At 63.7% G+C, this 14,123-nt stretch carries 14 protein-coding genes; all 14 read right to left on the reverse strand.

Going from position 1 to position 14,123, the window contains the following annotated elements:
- Positions 1 to 13: 13 nt before the first annotated feature.
- Positions 14 to 1,054, reverse strand: coding sequence for a phage baseplate assembly protein (locus J5M73_RS08955; protein WP_102861415.1), 1,041 nt, complete (start codon positions 1,052 to 1,054; stop codon positions 14 to 16).
- A gap of 3 nt (positions 1,055 to 1,057) precedes the next feature.
- Positions 1,058 to 2,302 carry a DNA circularization N-terminal domain-containing protein gene (locus tag J5M73_RS08960; RefSeq protein WP_102861414.1) on the reverse strand — a complete coding sequence of 415 codons (1,245 nt, stop codon included), beginning with the start codon at positions 2,300 to 2,302 and terminating at the stop codon, positions 1,058 to 1,060.
- Positions 2,292 to 4,013 (reverse strand): phage tail protein, encoded by a 1,722-nt coding sequence (locus J5M73_RS08965; protein ID WP_102861413.1) that lies wholly within the window; start codon positions 4,011 to 4,013, stop codon positions 2,292 to 2,294. Before J5M73_RS08965 ends, J5M73_RS08960 begins: the two co-directional genes overlap by 11 nt.
- A gap of 130 nt (positions 4,014 to 4,143) precedes the next feature.
- Positions 4,144 to 4,440 carry a phage tail assembly protein gene (locus J5M73_RS08970; protein ID WP_102861412.1) on the reverse strand — a complete coding sequence of 99 codons (297 nt, stop codon included), beginning with the start codon at positions 4,438 to 4,440 and terminating at the stop codon, positions 4,144 to 4,146.
- Positions 4,437 to 4,784, reverse strand: coding sequence for a phage tail tube protein (locus tag J5M73_RS08975; protein WP_011059564.1), 348 nt, complete (start codon positions 4,782 to 4,784; stop codon positions 4,437 to 4,439). The genes J5M73_RS08970 and J5M73_RS08975 overlap by 4 nt, the downstream gene beginning before the upstream one ends.
- A gap of 66 nt (positions 4,785 to 4,850) precedes the next feature.
- Positions 4,851 to 6,347, reverse strand: a complete 1,497-nt coding sequence (locus J5M73_RS08980; RefSeq protein ID WP_102861411.1) for a phage tail sheath subtilisin-like domain-containing protein — start codon at positions 6,345 to 6,347, stop codon at positions 4,851 to 4,853.
- Complete coding sequence (locus J5M73_RS08985) at positions 6,347 to 6,529, reverse strand: DUF2635 domain-containing protein (RefSeq protein ID WP_047302105.1); 183 nt, start codon at positions 6,527 to 6,529, stop codon at positions 6,347 to 6,349. Before J5M73_RS08985 ends, J5M73_RS08980 begins: the two co-directional genes overlap by 1 nt.
- On the reverse strand, positions 6,526 to 7,110 hold the full coding sequence (locus J5M73_RS08990; protein WP_102861410.1) for a hypothetical protein: 585 nt from the start codon (positions 7,108 to 7,110) through the stop codon (positions 6,526 to 6,528). Before J5M73_RS08990 ends, J5M73_RS08985 begins: the two co-directional genes overlap by 4 nt.
- A 197-nt stretch (positions 7,111 to 7,307) precedes the next feature.
- Entirely contained in the window at positions 7,308 to 7,808 is a 501-nt protein-coding gene (locus J5M73_RS08995; protein ID WP_102861409.1) for a fimbrial protein, read from the reverse strand.
- Between the two features lie 181 nt (positions 7,809 to 7,989).
- Positions 7,990 to 9,141 carry a glycosyl hydrolase family 18 protein gene (locus tag J5M73_RS09000; protein ID WP_102861408.1) on the reverse strand — a complete coding sequence of 384 codons (1,152 nt, stop codon included), beginning with the start codon at positions 9,139 to 9,141 and terminating at the stop codon, positions 7,990 to 7,992.
- 104 nt (positions 9,142 to 9,245) lie between these two features.
- The gene (locus tag J5M73_RS09005) at positions 9,246 to 10,289 is read right to left on the reverse strand and encodes a contractile injection system protein, VgrG/Pvc8 family (RefSeq protein ID WP_102861407.1); all 1,044 of its coding nucleotides are present in this window, start codon (positions 10,287 to 10,289) and stop codon (positions 9,246 to 9,248) included.
- 61 nt (positions 10,290 to 10,350) lie between these two features.
- Positions 10,351 to 10,557: a tail protein X gene (locus J5M73_RS09010; protein ID WP_047302087.1), complete on the reverse strand. Its 207-nt coding sequence runs from the start codon at positions 10,555 to 10,557 to the stop codon at positions 10,351 to 10,353.
- On the reverse strand, positions 10,532 to 11,377 hold the full coding sequence (locus J5M73_RS09015) for a phage tail protein (protein ID WP_102861406.1): 846 nt from the start codon (positions 11,375 to 11,377) through the stop codon (positions 10,532 to 10,534). The genes J5M73_RS09010 and J5M73_RS09015 overlap by 26 nt, the downstream gene beginning before the upstream one ends.
- 9 nt (positions 11,378 to 11,386) lie before the next feature.
- Entirely contained in the window at positions 11,387 to 14,011 is a 2,625-nt protein-coding gene (locus J5M73_RS09020; protein ID WP_207815408.1) for a phage tail tape measure protein, read from the reverse strand.
- Positions 14,012 to 14,123 lie beyond the last annotated feature (112 nt).

Raw genomic sequence — 14,123 nt, forward strand, 5'->3', positions numbered from 1 at the left:
ATGGGCGCGGGTTTCAGGTGTTGCCGGGTGTCGGGTTGGCGTCGAAGGTCTGCGGCGGCGCCACCTGCAGGGTGGTGATCGAGCCCTGCTCGGACAGCGACCAGGTGACCTTGGAGATCAGCATGTCCCGGTCGAACCCCAGCACCGGGTCGATCACTCGCACCAGGGTGTTGTGGCGCCACAAATCGCCATTGCTCTGGCGCCAGCCCTGCACCTGGTAGGTGGTGGTCAGGGCCTTGCCGGTGCGGGTGCCGCACTCCCAGTCAGCGCGCTGCTGAGCCAGCTCGGCACTCAGTTGCGCCGCCTCGCTGATCACCGTCACCCGTTTGCGTGAAGCACTGGCATCGCTGGACTGGCCGGATACTTCGCTGACTGCAGCCCCACTGCTCTGGTCGCTGCCCTTGTGCTGGCCGATCACCCGGTACTCGGAAAACACCGCGGAAAAATCCATCGGTGCATTGGCCGAGAGGATGTTCTTGCCCAGCTCCAGGGCATCGCTGGCGCGCCCACCACTGCCCGGCGCCGCCAGCAGCAGGTAACCGTCGGCGTCGTCGGTGGAAAATACCCGGTACAGGGTCAGCAAACGGTCGATGGAGGCGAACACCGTCTCCCCCGGCACGATGCTGTGGGTGTGCAGCTTGCTGGTTGGAGCGATCTCGCTGCGCACCCCGACCCCATAGGAGCCGGCCAGGGCGCGGACGATGCTCAGCACGTCCTGCTGGCGCCACTGACTCGGCCGGTTGATGGCCGCGCAATCCACCAGATCCTGGGTCAAGGAACTGCCCTGGACGCTCAGGCTGATCTGCTGGCCGTCATAGCTGATCGGCGCCTTGTAGACATGCCCGGTGAGCACCAGGTCGCAACCGATGCGCACCTGGCAGCGAGCGCCCGGGCGGATGCGTACCTGCGCATCCTGCCCCGGCCATTGCCAGGTGATGTTGAGGCTGAAGGTGCGGAACTGACGCTCCAGGTCGGCGCTGATCTCCACGCTCTTCCAGCCGCTGTAGTCCAGCCCGTCCACCGTCAGGGTGACGATATTTGCCAATTCGTCCATGGGTCACTCCCGAGCGATTTGCAGATCAGCCGGCGGCAGGAAGCCCGGATGAGCCACCCGGTTGCGCTGCACCACTTCACCGACCCGCGTCGCATCGGCAAACCGCTGATAGGCCAGCACCAGCGCCGGCAGGCTGCTCTTGGGGCTGAGGCTGACCAGCCGCACCCCCGAGGACGCCACCGCATTGAGGTGCCCCTGCACCTGCTGACGCAGGGTGTTGAGCGCCTGGTAATGCACCGCGTCGGCCTTGAGCGCGGCTTGCCAGATCAGCTCATTGAACTGATCGCGCAGCGCCAGCACATCGTCGGCCACCGGCACTTCCAGGCGCTGCACCGGCCGGCTGGCCTGCTGCGCCAGGGGCGGCGTGTTCTTGAGCTTCACCACGGGCGTGGCCACCGGTAACGCCGACACCAGCCGGGCGATCTGCACCAGCAGCGCATCCTGCACCAGGTTGGCCACCGCCTCGGCCGCCGCCGTGGTGTCCTTGCCGGTGGTCAGCTTCGGCGCATCAATGCGCCGGGCCGCCTCCACCTGTTGGGAAATATCGGCGAGCATCTGCCGATAGCCGCTACGGGCAAAGTCCTTGAGCCCGCGTACATCGTCCAGCAACCCCTTGAACTCCGTGCTCAGCTCCTTGGGTATTTCCTTGACCGCTTTGACCAGGGTGTTGAGATCGCCATAGAACTCGATCAACGGCTTGAACTCGTGCTCGATGACCTGATACACGTCCGCCAGCCCCTGGCGCAAAGACGCCACGCCGATCCGCGCCTGCTTGATCAGGTTGGTGGCAAACTCGAACCGCAGCACCGCCGCCCCCAGCAAGGTATCGCTGGCCACCAGCACCTGCTGCTGGGTATTGACCACCGCCGAGGGAAAGCGCAACGGCTGGTCCGGGTAGAACTTCAGGCTGAAAGTCACCAGGCCGCCGTCCTGGCGGCTCTGGGTCATCTCGCATTCGCCGACCTTGACCTGCATCCGCCCGAGCCAAGGGTGCACCAGCTCGCCGCTGCCCTCTTCCAGAGCCTTGAGCAGCCTGTCGCGCTGCGCCAGGCAATCGGCGCCGACGATAAAGGCCGTCAGATCGTGGATTTTCGCCTGCTGGCCAAGGCCCTCGAAAAACGGCTGATCGCGCTGCGGGTACTCGTGCAACTGACCTTTCTGGCCCACCGGGGTTTTCGCCTGATCGACCCAGAACGGCACGCCGCGAAAGGACGCGGGCAACAAACGATCACGCCAGTTATCCGCCATTGGAACCTCCTAGGGAAAGTGAGCGATAGCCCAGGGTCGAAGCCACGTTCAGGCCTGGTTGATTGGTCTTGGCTTGTTCGGCACGCAGGCCTGCCGGGGCGTTTTCGAAACGCACGGTCAACCCGCCTTCGAGTTGCGTGCGGTTGTTGGCAGCGTTCTGTTGGATCAGGGCACTGGAGTTCTGGGTCAGCGAGCTGCCCTGGGTTGCGGCAAAGGGTGATGCCAGCCCGCCTTTACCCTCGGCGTTGATTTGCCTTTGCGCCTCGGTAAAGCCTTCGACCTTGCCGGTGACCGTGGCAATCAGCCCTCCGAAACCGCCCTCGAACAGCTCCTTGATCGGCACCATCAGCTCTTGAAGCTTGCTCCACAGCCCGGAAAACCAATCGGCGATGGGGGCCCAATTGGTCATGATCAGCTCCATCGGCGACCAGTCGAACAGGACTTCAATGGCCTTCCTGATCGAGTCGATACCCGGTTGCAATTCGGCCCAGATCGAACTGAAAAAGCCCGTAACCGCGCCCCAGTTGTTGTAAAGAATCACCAGCGGAGAGAAGTCGAACAGGGTTTGCAGGACCTTCTTGACCCCGTCGATACCCGGTTGCAGCGCCGCCCAGATCGAACTGAAGAAGCTGCTGACAGCCCCCCAGTTGTTGTAAAGCAACACGGACGGAGAAAAGTCGAACAGCGTCTGGAACACCGTTTTGATCGCCTGAATGCCCGTTTGCAACACTCCCCAGATCGACGCGAAGAAACCGGTGACCGCGCCCCAGCTCTTGGTGATCATGTCCATCGGCACCCAGTCGAACAGGCCTTTTAGAAAGGCCATCGCCGGTACCGTCAAGGCCTTGAGCGACTCCCAGATGGATGCGAACAGGCCCGTCAACCCAGCCCAGTTATCGATGATCAGTCCCAGAGGTGACCAGGAGAACACCTCTTTGAGGAAGCCGACGACCGAAGCCGTCATCGCCTTGATACTGTCCCAGAGCCCGGCAAAGAACGCCGTGATGGTCCCCCAGTTGCCGATCAGCATGCCCAAGGGCGTCCAGCTGAACAGGGTTTTCAGCCCTTCCAACGCCTGCGCCGCAAGATTCTTTACGCCCTCCCAGAGACTGACAAAAAAGGCCGAGATCGGCCCCCAGTTGGCAATGATCACACCGGCCGCCAGGGCAATGCCCATAGCAATCAGCATCACCGGGTTGGCCTTGGCCACGGTGCCCATCAGGTCGAGCACCTGGGTCACGCCCGTCACGGCGGTTTGCATCGCCGAGAAGGCAATGGCACCCATCGCCAGCCCCTCCACCAGCTTGGGGTTGTCGTCGAGCAGTATCCCCACGCTGTTGAGCATGGGCTCCAGACCGACCACCAGCGCCCCCACCGCTGGCGCCAGCGCGGCATCAATGGCCGAGGACACCTTGGCCATGGACTGACTGAATACATTCATGCCTTTGGCCGCGTCGGCCGACGCACTGGAGTCACCGACCTCGGCCAGTTTGCCCTTGAACGCGTCGCAGGCCTTGATCCCGTCGAGAAACGGGGTGATCAGGCTGCCGCCCTTGAACAGACCACTGATATCCAGCTTGCCCAGTCCGGTCTGCTCAAGTTTTTTCTTGAAAGAGTCGACCTTGCCTTGAAGGGCGACGAGTTTGGGTGACAGTTCGTCGATGCCGGTCAACAGCACCGACTTCGTCTCTACGGTTTGTGTGTCTGCCATCACTGCACCTGCTGCATCGCATTGATCCGTTGCGCGTGCTCCAGGGATTCCCGGAGCACATCCAGTGGCCTGGCCATCATCTGTTCGGGGTCGACCTTCCAGAACCAGGCCAGGTCATAGGCGACAGCGATCAGGTCGGCGATGGCTGCGATGCCGCACTCATGAAAAAACTCGCCACCGCCCAGCTCAGGGCGTTGAGGTCCACCAGGTCCAGCTGGTTCACCGAGGACGGTGGAATACCGGCGCAGACCGCGATGTATTTGGCCGCGACGTCCATGTCGAGGCTGACTTCTTCGCTCTTGTCGATCTTGTACGGCAGCGCCTTGATCGCCCGCACTTCCTGCACCGTCGGACGGCGCAGGGTGAGTTCGGCCAGAGGCTCGCCGTGGGCCTCGATCGGCACCTGCAGCTTCACCGTATTGCTCATTGCCAGGTCCCCTTCTGCCCTTCGAAGTTCAGCTCGATGCTGGCGTCATCGCCCTTGGCAATAGGCTCGTCCACCAGGTAGGCGCCGGCCAGCACGTAGACCTTGCCGTTGGCGAACTCGCAGGTGACGGTCATGTCGACACCTTCGATCAGCTGCTTGAGCGGAAAGTCCGGGGTGTGCAGCGCAGTGACTTTGAACGACGGGGTGAGATCGGTTTCCTTGTAGAAACCCGGAACCACGGTTTCCCGCTTGACGGCCATCAGCGGTGCTTCGCAGCCGCCGCTGATGGTCAGTTGAGCGCCGTCCACTTTGACGTAGCAGGTGCCCGCAATCAGTTGACCCATGATGTTTCTCCCAAAAAATAAGCCCGCTCAAGGCGGGCTGAAAAAGCGCAGTGATGCAGGTCCGGCTCAGGCCGCGGCGTCGTACTGCAGACGGAATTGGTTGAGCAGCGCAAACACCCGCAGGCCGTTGATGTAGTCCGGCGGGAACAGCACGTTGACCCGGCTCGGGTCCTGCACGTCGCGCTCGACGATCAGGTGCTCGGCGAACAGGTCGGCGTTCTCCACATGGCCTTCCAGCTCCAGCTTGGCGTACTGGGCGATCAGCTCACCGCGAATGGTGCTCGGGGTGACGATCGGCTGGCCGGCGCCGAAACGGGTGCCGTCGGCGGCCAGCTTGTGGCGCCCGTACTTGCTGGTGATCACGCTTTGCAGGCGACGCACGATGAACGCCGACTGGTGCATGGTTTCGCTGTCCAGGTAGGAGTTGTCGGCCTGGCCGTAGGCGTTCTTCTGGTAGGTGGTGATCGCCCGCTGAATGCGCATGTAGCCGCCTTCGTAGTAGGCGGTGGCGATGCCGTAGCTGAGCAGCGACTGACGCTCGGTGAGGGTGAAGCGTTCGCTGGCCGGCGCCGGATCGATCCCCGGCAGGCTGCCACTCTGGGTCGGACGGCTGGCGTCAGCGGAGATGAACACCGAAGTCCGCGCCGCCAGGGCTGCGGCCTGAACCCAGACAGGTTGTGGCACGCCGGTTTCCAGGGCCTGGATGGTGATGTGCTGGTCGTTGCGCGCCTGACCGGCCGCCACCAGGGTGCCAACAGTGCCGCGCTTGGCGCTGTAGACATGGCCGAACAGCTGCTTGGCCCAGGACCAGCGGCCGGTGTTGTCGTCCATCACCGCTTGCCAGGCATTGAGGCTGGCGGTGTCGGTCCAGGGCATGCAGATGAACTCGAACGGCTCGTCGCCCAGGGCCGCCAGGGCCGCGACCTGATCCGGCACGCCGGTGCCGCCGGCCATCTTGCCCAGCACCAGGGTCAGGCCGGCCGGGGTTTCTTCGCCATTACTCTTGCCCAGGCGATTGAGTTGCAGGCTGATGTCATTGCCGCTGTCGCCGGTCCACTTGGCGCTCAGGGTCAGCGTGCCGTCGACCGCTGCTGCGGTCACCGGCAGGTCCACCGCCGCATTGACCTTCAGCGCCAGGGCGCTGGCCGCCTGAGCGGCAGTGGCGCCGCTGACGATCGAGGCCTGCACCCGCACACCGCCGACGTACAGATTGAGCAGGCCGGCGGCGCTGGCGCTACCGGTGAGCTTCAGCTCGGCCTTGGCCACGCTGCCTTCAGTACTGTGCAGCGGCAGGCACCAGATCTCGCCCACCGGGTCGGTCTTGCGCCAGGTTTCATACATCGAGGCGAGCATCGAACCTTGCCCGCCGATGCTCTTGGCCAGGGCCACGCTGGACACCAGCACCAGCTTGCCGAGGTCATCGCCGGCCTGGTTGTCATTGACCTGGGCGACGATCAGACGGCGCATGGCCGAAGACGCGCTATTGGCCGCCGAGTTGTCCATCTCGGCGTAGAACAGCGGAACACGGATGTCCGCCGGGATATTGCTGAAACCGATCGCCATTATTTGGCTCCTTGAGATTTCGCCGCTTTCACGGCTTTGCTAGTGATATCGCCATCGGCCAGACGCCGGCGCCACCAGGCGTTGTCCGGCACTTCACGGCCGGAGGCGGGCAGCAGATCGCCTGCTTCCGGGTCCGGTACGGCGCGGCCAGCGACCGGCAGCACGGTGATGCGTTTGCTCATTGCTTCAGCTCTCCTGAAAAAGTCAGCTCCAGGCGCCCGTCGGGGCCCGGTTTCTTCAAATTGGGGTCCGCCGGATCGATGGCATCGACCCGCACCGTGACCCCGGTAAAGGACGGCAAGCCGTCGAGTTCACGCTCATGCCAGGTTTCCGCCGGCTGCCCGGGCAGATTGCGCCCCAGCTGGAACTCGGCGAAGAAGCGCAGGCGGTAGAGCAGGCGGGTGGCGTCGAACGACACCAGTTCACCGCCGTCGTATTGGATCGGGTTGTACTCGGCGCCGGGCTTGAAACCGACCAGGGCGCGCCAGACTTCGGCGCGCAGGTCGTGGAGTTGGTCCAGAGCTTGTTGTGGGTCGGTGGCGTCGAGGAGCAAGGCGACTTCGAAACGGTCGCGGATGGTCTGGCGGTGGACGTTCTGGGCAGTGTTGCCGGAAGCCAAGTCGTTGATCGGAGCCCAGTACGCAGCCGGTAGGGGTTGGCTGGTGTTACCGCCCAGAGTATCGAGGTTGATGCCCGCCAGAATGCGCCCGCTGAGACGGGGACACTGGCTGTGCAGCTGGTTGATAACAGCGCTGAGTTTCATCGAGTGGCTCCAGGACCGGGACCGATCCAGGTCCGTTGCGGGCTGCCACGATCGAGCATCAGGGCCTCTCGGGAAGCAGTTGCCATAGGTTTCTCCAAGGCACAAAAAACCCGCCGCAGCGGGTGGGAGAGAAGTAGCCTGAAGCATCCGCCCCAGGCCGATGACAGGGTCCTGCGAATGCCCGCAGGACCCCAGGTTCAGGCATAAACGATCACGCACTCGGACAGCGCGGCGTAGAGTCCGGCCGTGACCGGCCCTTGAGTTCCGACCAGTCGAGCCATGAACTGCAACCTGTCGGTATCCGCGGGGTAGTGCGCAGCGGCTTGCCCCAGGGTCAGGGCATTGCCGAGCGCGTCCAGGATCTGCACACCGACATTTCGCGCCGCGCTCGCTCCGCTGCGCTCGTTCTCCAGTGTCAGGCCGTCATGGCTAACACCATCGAAATAGACCTGAACCGTCTTCGCGCCGTGGCACTTTTGCGGGTCAAGCAAGACCTCGAACGTGACCGCCGGGCCGCCCCCCTGGTCAATCTGCGAGACCGATGTCGCTCCCAGATCGACAAACCGCTCCCACTCCACGGCGCGAGCACGCAATGGCAGAAGCTCCACACCGGTACACAGATCGTCGTCGATGCTGCAGGCAGGCGCGACAACCCTTGCCAGGAAATTCATGAACTGAAGATGCTTTTGCGAAGCCATTGATCTATTCCTTCACGTCGACAGGAGCCGATAGACGTTGATCCGGCACCTGTATGGTTAAAGCTCAGGCTCCCGGCAACTCCCGGGACATTACGCGCAACGCATAGACTTCCGCCGGCAAGGACTGCGATGCCGCAGGAAACGCGGTTCTACGGCCGCTGTTTTTTCGCTGATCGACCTCTCACTCCTGCCCGACAGGCAGCAGTGCTCGACCTTCATTGAGCCCCGCCTGCAGCGCCGTCCAGAACTCGGCATTTTCATAGCCCATGGCCCAGACGCTGGTGCCGCCCAGGCCCAGCTTGGTCACCAGCGCGGTCTTGGTCTTGATGCTCGTGGCATCGTCGTACCAGAGCACCGGCTGCGCGCGCTCCGGGGTCCATTCCACGCCATCGGCGAAGCTCTTCACTGGCCCCCAGGTGGCGTAAGGCGTTGCGGAAGCGGCGTCCCGGTGGGTGACGGCGCGGTGCTCGGCAATGATTTCCCGATAGGCCGACCAGTGCACCCGGTTGCCAATGCTGTAGTCCTGACCGTAGGCCGGCAGCCCGGCCAGGACCTTGCCCGGCGCGACTCGCGATACCGCGTAGCCGAGCACAGCCCGTTGCCAGTCGGCGCCGGAGCCCGGGCCGGGCCAGACTTCGTCATGGAAACCGCCGCTGCTCCAGCCCGGGCCGACCTGGTCGTAGGTCATGACCTGGACGTAATCCACCGCCGTGCCCAGGGCCTTGTAGTCGTAGCCTTGCAGGTACTCGGGCTCGCGGTCGCTGGACTTGGGCGGGACGCTGATGATCAGTTTCTTGCCGCTGGCATGCAGGGCGTTGCCCAGGGCTTTGACATAGGCGGAAAAGGCCTTGGCATTCCTCGGTTCGACCTGTTCGAAGTCCAGATTGATGCCGGCAAAACCGCCCTCCCTGGCCAGCCTCACCAGTTGCTTGATGCTGCCGGCACTCAAGGTCTTGTCGTTGACGATGGAGTGGGAAATGGCCGGGTCAAAATCAGCAATGCCTTCGTTGTAGTCGGAGACGGTGGGGTACAGCGGCAGCGATTTGGACTGGGCGAAGCGAATGATGTTTTCGCTGGTCGGGTTCATCCCTTCCTGGTGCAACTGGCCGGTGACGGTCAGCCCGTAGATGCTGCCCAGGCCCACTGCGGACAGGTTGCCGTGGAACGCTTGCAGGTTGCTATAGGAGGCTTCGACCTGGCCGTCGGTGTAGGCCAGGACAAAGGGCCCGGCATGGGCTGTGGCCGCCAGCAGCAAGCTGCAGCCGACGATCAATGTCTGGAACAGAAAGCGCAGGCCTCGCTTCGAGGCCGGGCTGCTGATGCCTGGGTTCATGACTACTCCTGCGGATTGTCCGCGTACTTGAAAAGGCAGAGTGGGTTGCAGCGCAACGCTGCACATGGGGTGGCTACGGCAAAGCTCGCGGGGCTGACGCAGCGTCAAAGCTGCACCACTCTGAGTGGTTTTTTGGTGGGGGTTTTCTTGGCCTTGGCTTTGGCCTTGCCTTGTTTGCCGCCGTTGCATTCGACCGTGGTGCTCCAGCCCGACGGGTTGAACAGTTGCTCCACCGAGTCCACCAGGTACTCGCCGTCCAGTCCGGCCTTGAAGCCCTGGGCATTGATCAGGCGCTCGGCAAACAGATCGGTGCGCCCGGGCATTTCCAGGCGCAGGCTGGCGCTGCTGCGGTTGAAGGCTGCCAAGCGAGCCTTGGCCGCTTGCTCGGCGGCGGACTTGTTGGGGTACAGGTGCCGATCGGTGTGCACCGCCGGCACGCTGGCCGGCGAGTCGCTGTTGCCCAGGTCGATGACCTTGAGCGTGCCGCTCTTCGGGTCCTGATGCTTGGTCTGCACCGCCTTGTGGGTGCTGCTGTCACTGAGGCGGAACTGATAACGGCTGACGTCGCGACGGCTGAGGCTGACAACGCCCAGGGCCTTGCCGCTGGCACTCAACCCGGACTGACGGGGCAGCACCAGCAACCTGCCTTCGGCCACCTTGGCGGTGCAGTCGTACTGCCGGGCCAGGCGGGTGATGAAGTTGAAGTCGGATTCGTTGAGCTGGTCGATCCGCGGCACCTTGGTCGCCACCGGACAGACCGGCTGCCAGCCGTTGCGGGCCGCCAGATCGCGGACGATCTGCGCCAGCGCCACGCTCTCCCAACTGCCGCTGCGGGTGGTCTTGCCACTGCCGCGCATGTCGCTGGCCTTGCCGCGGATCTCGATGGAATCCGGCGGCCCGTTGACCACCACTTCATCCACCGTGTAGCGCCCCAGGCGAGTCAATGCCTGCCCGGCATAGCCGAGGAACACTTCGATGGCGGCGCCACGACCGGGCAAGGCGACCGCGCCGTCACGGTCATCGATGCGCAGTTCGAACTCGTCCGCTTCCATGCCCGGTTTGTCCAGGGTGCGCAGGGTCAGCAGCCGGTCATTGATCTGCGCGGTGATGTCGCGGCCATCGGCGAGGATGCGAAAGACCGGGGTCATGGCCTGTGCTCCAGAAAATGAAGACCCCGCACGCAGCGGGGTCTGTTGAGTGGAGGCCAGGTCAGTCCCATAGCTGAACCATCGCCTCTGTGCGGATCGGCAGCTCCGGTAGCAGGATCAGTACCCCGGCCCGAAAGGGTTGTGGCTCGTCGGCCAGGCCCTGGTTGGCGTCCAGCACCGCCTCGACGCTGCCATTGAGGTGCCCGTAGTAGCGATGACACAGGGTGTCGAGCAGATCGCCGTCAGAGGTTCTGCAGGTCGTTGCCATAGCTCACAAACTCCAGTGAAAACCCTTGTTTGCGGGGAATGCCGCCCGCCAGCAGGTGGCTCTGTTCCTCGTCGATGCTGGTGAGGCACCAGGTGCCCAGCACTTCACCGTAGCCCGTGGTCAGGCTCAGGGGCTGCAGGCGCCGGCCAATGCTGCGCAACGCCTGCAACTGCCCCAGCCCGCCCTTGAACCCGGGAAAGATCGCGCCCTTGAGGGAGATCTTGTCGTCGCCCTGCCCCACCGCCTGCTGCGCAATGCTGCGGCTCAGGCGCTCCTGGGCCGCCCAGCGAAAGCCGGTTTGCCGGCGCAACTCATCGAAGGCCGCGGTATCGAGGTTGAAGTAGAACGGCTCGGCCGCGGCCCCCAGGGGCTGCAGGATCAGCAGGTGCGGGAAGGGTTTCACCGCCTCCGCCGCCGGGGTGTCCTGAGGCGCCAGCGCGCCGGAAGGAAAGATATTGCCCAGGGCCGGACTGATTTGCCCGCCGATGCGGTTGATCGCCGCGCCGGCCTTGGCCACCTGCTCCTGCAGGGCGCCAAGACGCTGCTGCATCTGCCCCGCCACGGTCACGGCCTGGCTGTACTTGGTCGCGACTTCACCCACCGCCGACTGCGCCGCGCCGATGCTGCGCATGGTGCGTTGCAGCTTGGCGCCCAGCACCGGGCCGACCCAGGGCAGATTTTCCAGCTCCGAGGCGGCGCCGGTGATGTCGCTGATGGCGCCGTTCATGGGCCCGAGCATTTCATCGGCGCTGCGCCGCCCCGCCTCCGCTGCCGCCACCAGGGACGTAAGCCCCGATTGCAGCTGTTCCATATAGGCCATGCCACCTCCTTAAACGTGTGCCGCGTCGAACAACTGACGACCCGCCGCCTGACGGCTGTATTCGTCGAACTGAAAGCGCAGATAGGGTTCCAGCTCCCGGGCCAATTGCGCCGGATCTCTGACATCGCCCTGCACCGAAATCGACAGGTAAGGCGCGAAGCTGAACTGCTGTTCAATCGCCGGTAGTGCCGCCGATTTGAACGGCTCCGGAGGATTGCTCAGCGAAAGGCTCGACGCCGACGGTGCCGGACTGGCCAGCGAACGCGCGGCCTGCCCCATCAGCGGAGGCGTCTGGCCCGGCTGGAAGGACTTGGCGATATCGCCCATCACCGGCGGGATGTTCTGCCCGGCGTTGCGCATCATCAGCGGACCGGCTGCGGGCATTTGCTTGAGCGAGTCGTCGGAGCCAAACAGTTTTTTGCCCAAGGCCCCACCAGCGGCAGAACCGCCCCAGGCGCCCAGTGCACCGCCCACCAGCCCACCAATAACAGTACCGATGACCGGCACCACGGAACCAATGGCGGCCCCTGCTGCTGCTCCGGCAGCGGCGCCTGCAAGATTGCCTGCCGCCTCGCCATAGCCTTCGGCTTTTTCATCCTGGGTCTTGGCATTCAGATAGGTGTCCGCAACCTGGAAACCGGCACCGAGCACCGATAGGATCGCGCCGCCCTTGAGCAAAGGTGCGAAACCTTTGGCCACAGAGCCAGCGCCTTTCAGTGCGGCACCGGCCACGCCAGACCTGACCGCCCCTCTGGGCATTTTTTCCAGACCACTGGGCGTCAAAGGGCTCTTGCCACCTTGAATGCCCGCCCCCCTCGCAGGTGGCCTGCGCCTTTCAGCCTTACGCCCACCACGGCCCCGACGGCGTTGCTTGTCCAAGCCGCAGTCGATCATGGGCTCGCAACAGTCAATGCCTGGCGCATTGCGACCGGGCGCTCGCTTTCTCGCCTTTGGCTTGCCTGCAAGCTCACAGCAGTCAATGCCTCCCGCACTGCGGCCAGGCGCTCGCTTTGCCGCCTTGGGGTCAATCTTCAACCCACCCCGCAAGACATTGATCAGGCCCTTGCTCATGGTGTAGACCGCCATGAGCTTTTGCACCGCGACATACGCGGCGCCCAAAGCGACCACACCCTGCACCAGCGATGGGTTGTGCTCTGCCAGCTCGGTCAGCTTTCCGACCACCACGGTGATGCTTTTGGCCACCAGATCCGTCACCGGTTGCAGGGCCTGCCCCACGACCCGCAGGCCTTCATCGATGGAGTGACCGGCTTCAGCCCACAACTGCTTGGAGGCTTCTCGACGCTCCGCGAGGTTCTTGTCGATAACCCCCGAAGCGCTCAACGAGTCCTTCTTCACTTGCTCATACTGCTGCCGACCCTGGGTCTGGGCTAGCAAGGCCGCCTTGATCTGCATATCGGTAAACAGGTCACCAGTACGCAGGGACTCTTCCAGAGCCTCAAGCATGGCCTTGGCCTTGGCCGGGTCGGTTTCCTGGCTGATCTTCGCCTGGGCCTCGGCCATCTTCGCCGCCTTGGCCGGGTCGATGGCCCTGACGTAGCGCATGGCCAGGGCAAAGCTCGCCTCCAGGCTCGACATGCCCTTCTGGATACCGGTATTCAGCGAAGCCTGATAATCAATGCCGGCGTCTTCATAAGCCTTGACCGCCTCACTGGAGCCGATTTTCTCGATCCAGTTCTGCAGTTGGCCAGCGGCCTGATCGGCACTGCCCGCAGTGTTCATCTGCACTTGCAGCATGGACCCCAACTGACTCACCGCCTCCATACCGGTGAGTCCTTCCGCGCTCGCGCTCTTGAGCAGCGCCGGGAGCAAGCGCGCCATGTCGGCCGCCTCGAAATTGCCGGCCTGCCCCTGCAGGGCGATGGCCTCAAGAGCCTGCTCCATGACCTTGGGGTCGCTGATTCCAGCTTTGAGCTCCAGGGCCCGCATCAGCTTCGCGGTGTCGTCGACGCTCGCGCCCTGCCCCACCGCAAACTTGGCGGCCAACCCTGTGTAGCCTTGCGCCTTGTCCAGCGACATGCCGCTGGCCATCATCTGGCTCACCAGAGCCGCCACATCGTTACGGGCCATGCCCGTGTCACGGGAGGTCTGAATCACCGTGCGGCTCAGCTGCGCTTCCTGAGGCTGGTTGACCACATTGGCCTTGATCGCCATGTCGCGGATCAGCGCTTGATAATCAGCACTGATCTTGACCGGGGCGCGGAGCTTATCGACTCCAAACTTTGCCCAGTCATAAGCCGCCTTGAAGTCGGCCTTGCCCTGGGCTACCTGCTGCAGCCCACGAGCCTGAAGCTCAGAACCCCGGGCCACCTTGCCCAGCGCTTGATATTCCTGGCGCAGCTTGTGCACCTCAATACCCTGCTGGCGCAGTCCGTTGCGGCTTTCTTCCAAGCGGCGCAACAGCCCGGCCGCGGAAGCGGCGCCGGTGTCATGGGCCTTTTTCCATTCATCCTGCAGGCGCAGGGTCTGGCCGATGGTCTTTTCCAGCACCCTGGCCTTGCTGCCCTGCTGCTCCAGCTGCTTGATCCGGTCTTCCACCGTCTTGAAGGCGGCGTCCCAGGTCGAACTGAGGGCAGTACCCACTACCACCAACCCCGATACCAGTTTGTTCGCCATGTGCTTCTCCTGATCCTTGGGTGACGGGCTCAATCCGTGAGCCACCAGACCATGTCGGAAAACCTCATGGTCATGATTTCCTCAGCGGCGAAATGCAGCTCGCGAGCGAGCC

This window comes from Pseudomonas sp. 50_B (genome assembly GCF_017491625.1).
GTDB lineage: Bacteria > Pseudomonadota > Gammaproteobacteria > Pseudomonadales > Pseudomonadaceae > Aquipseudomonas > Aquipseudomonas danubii.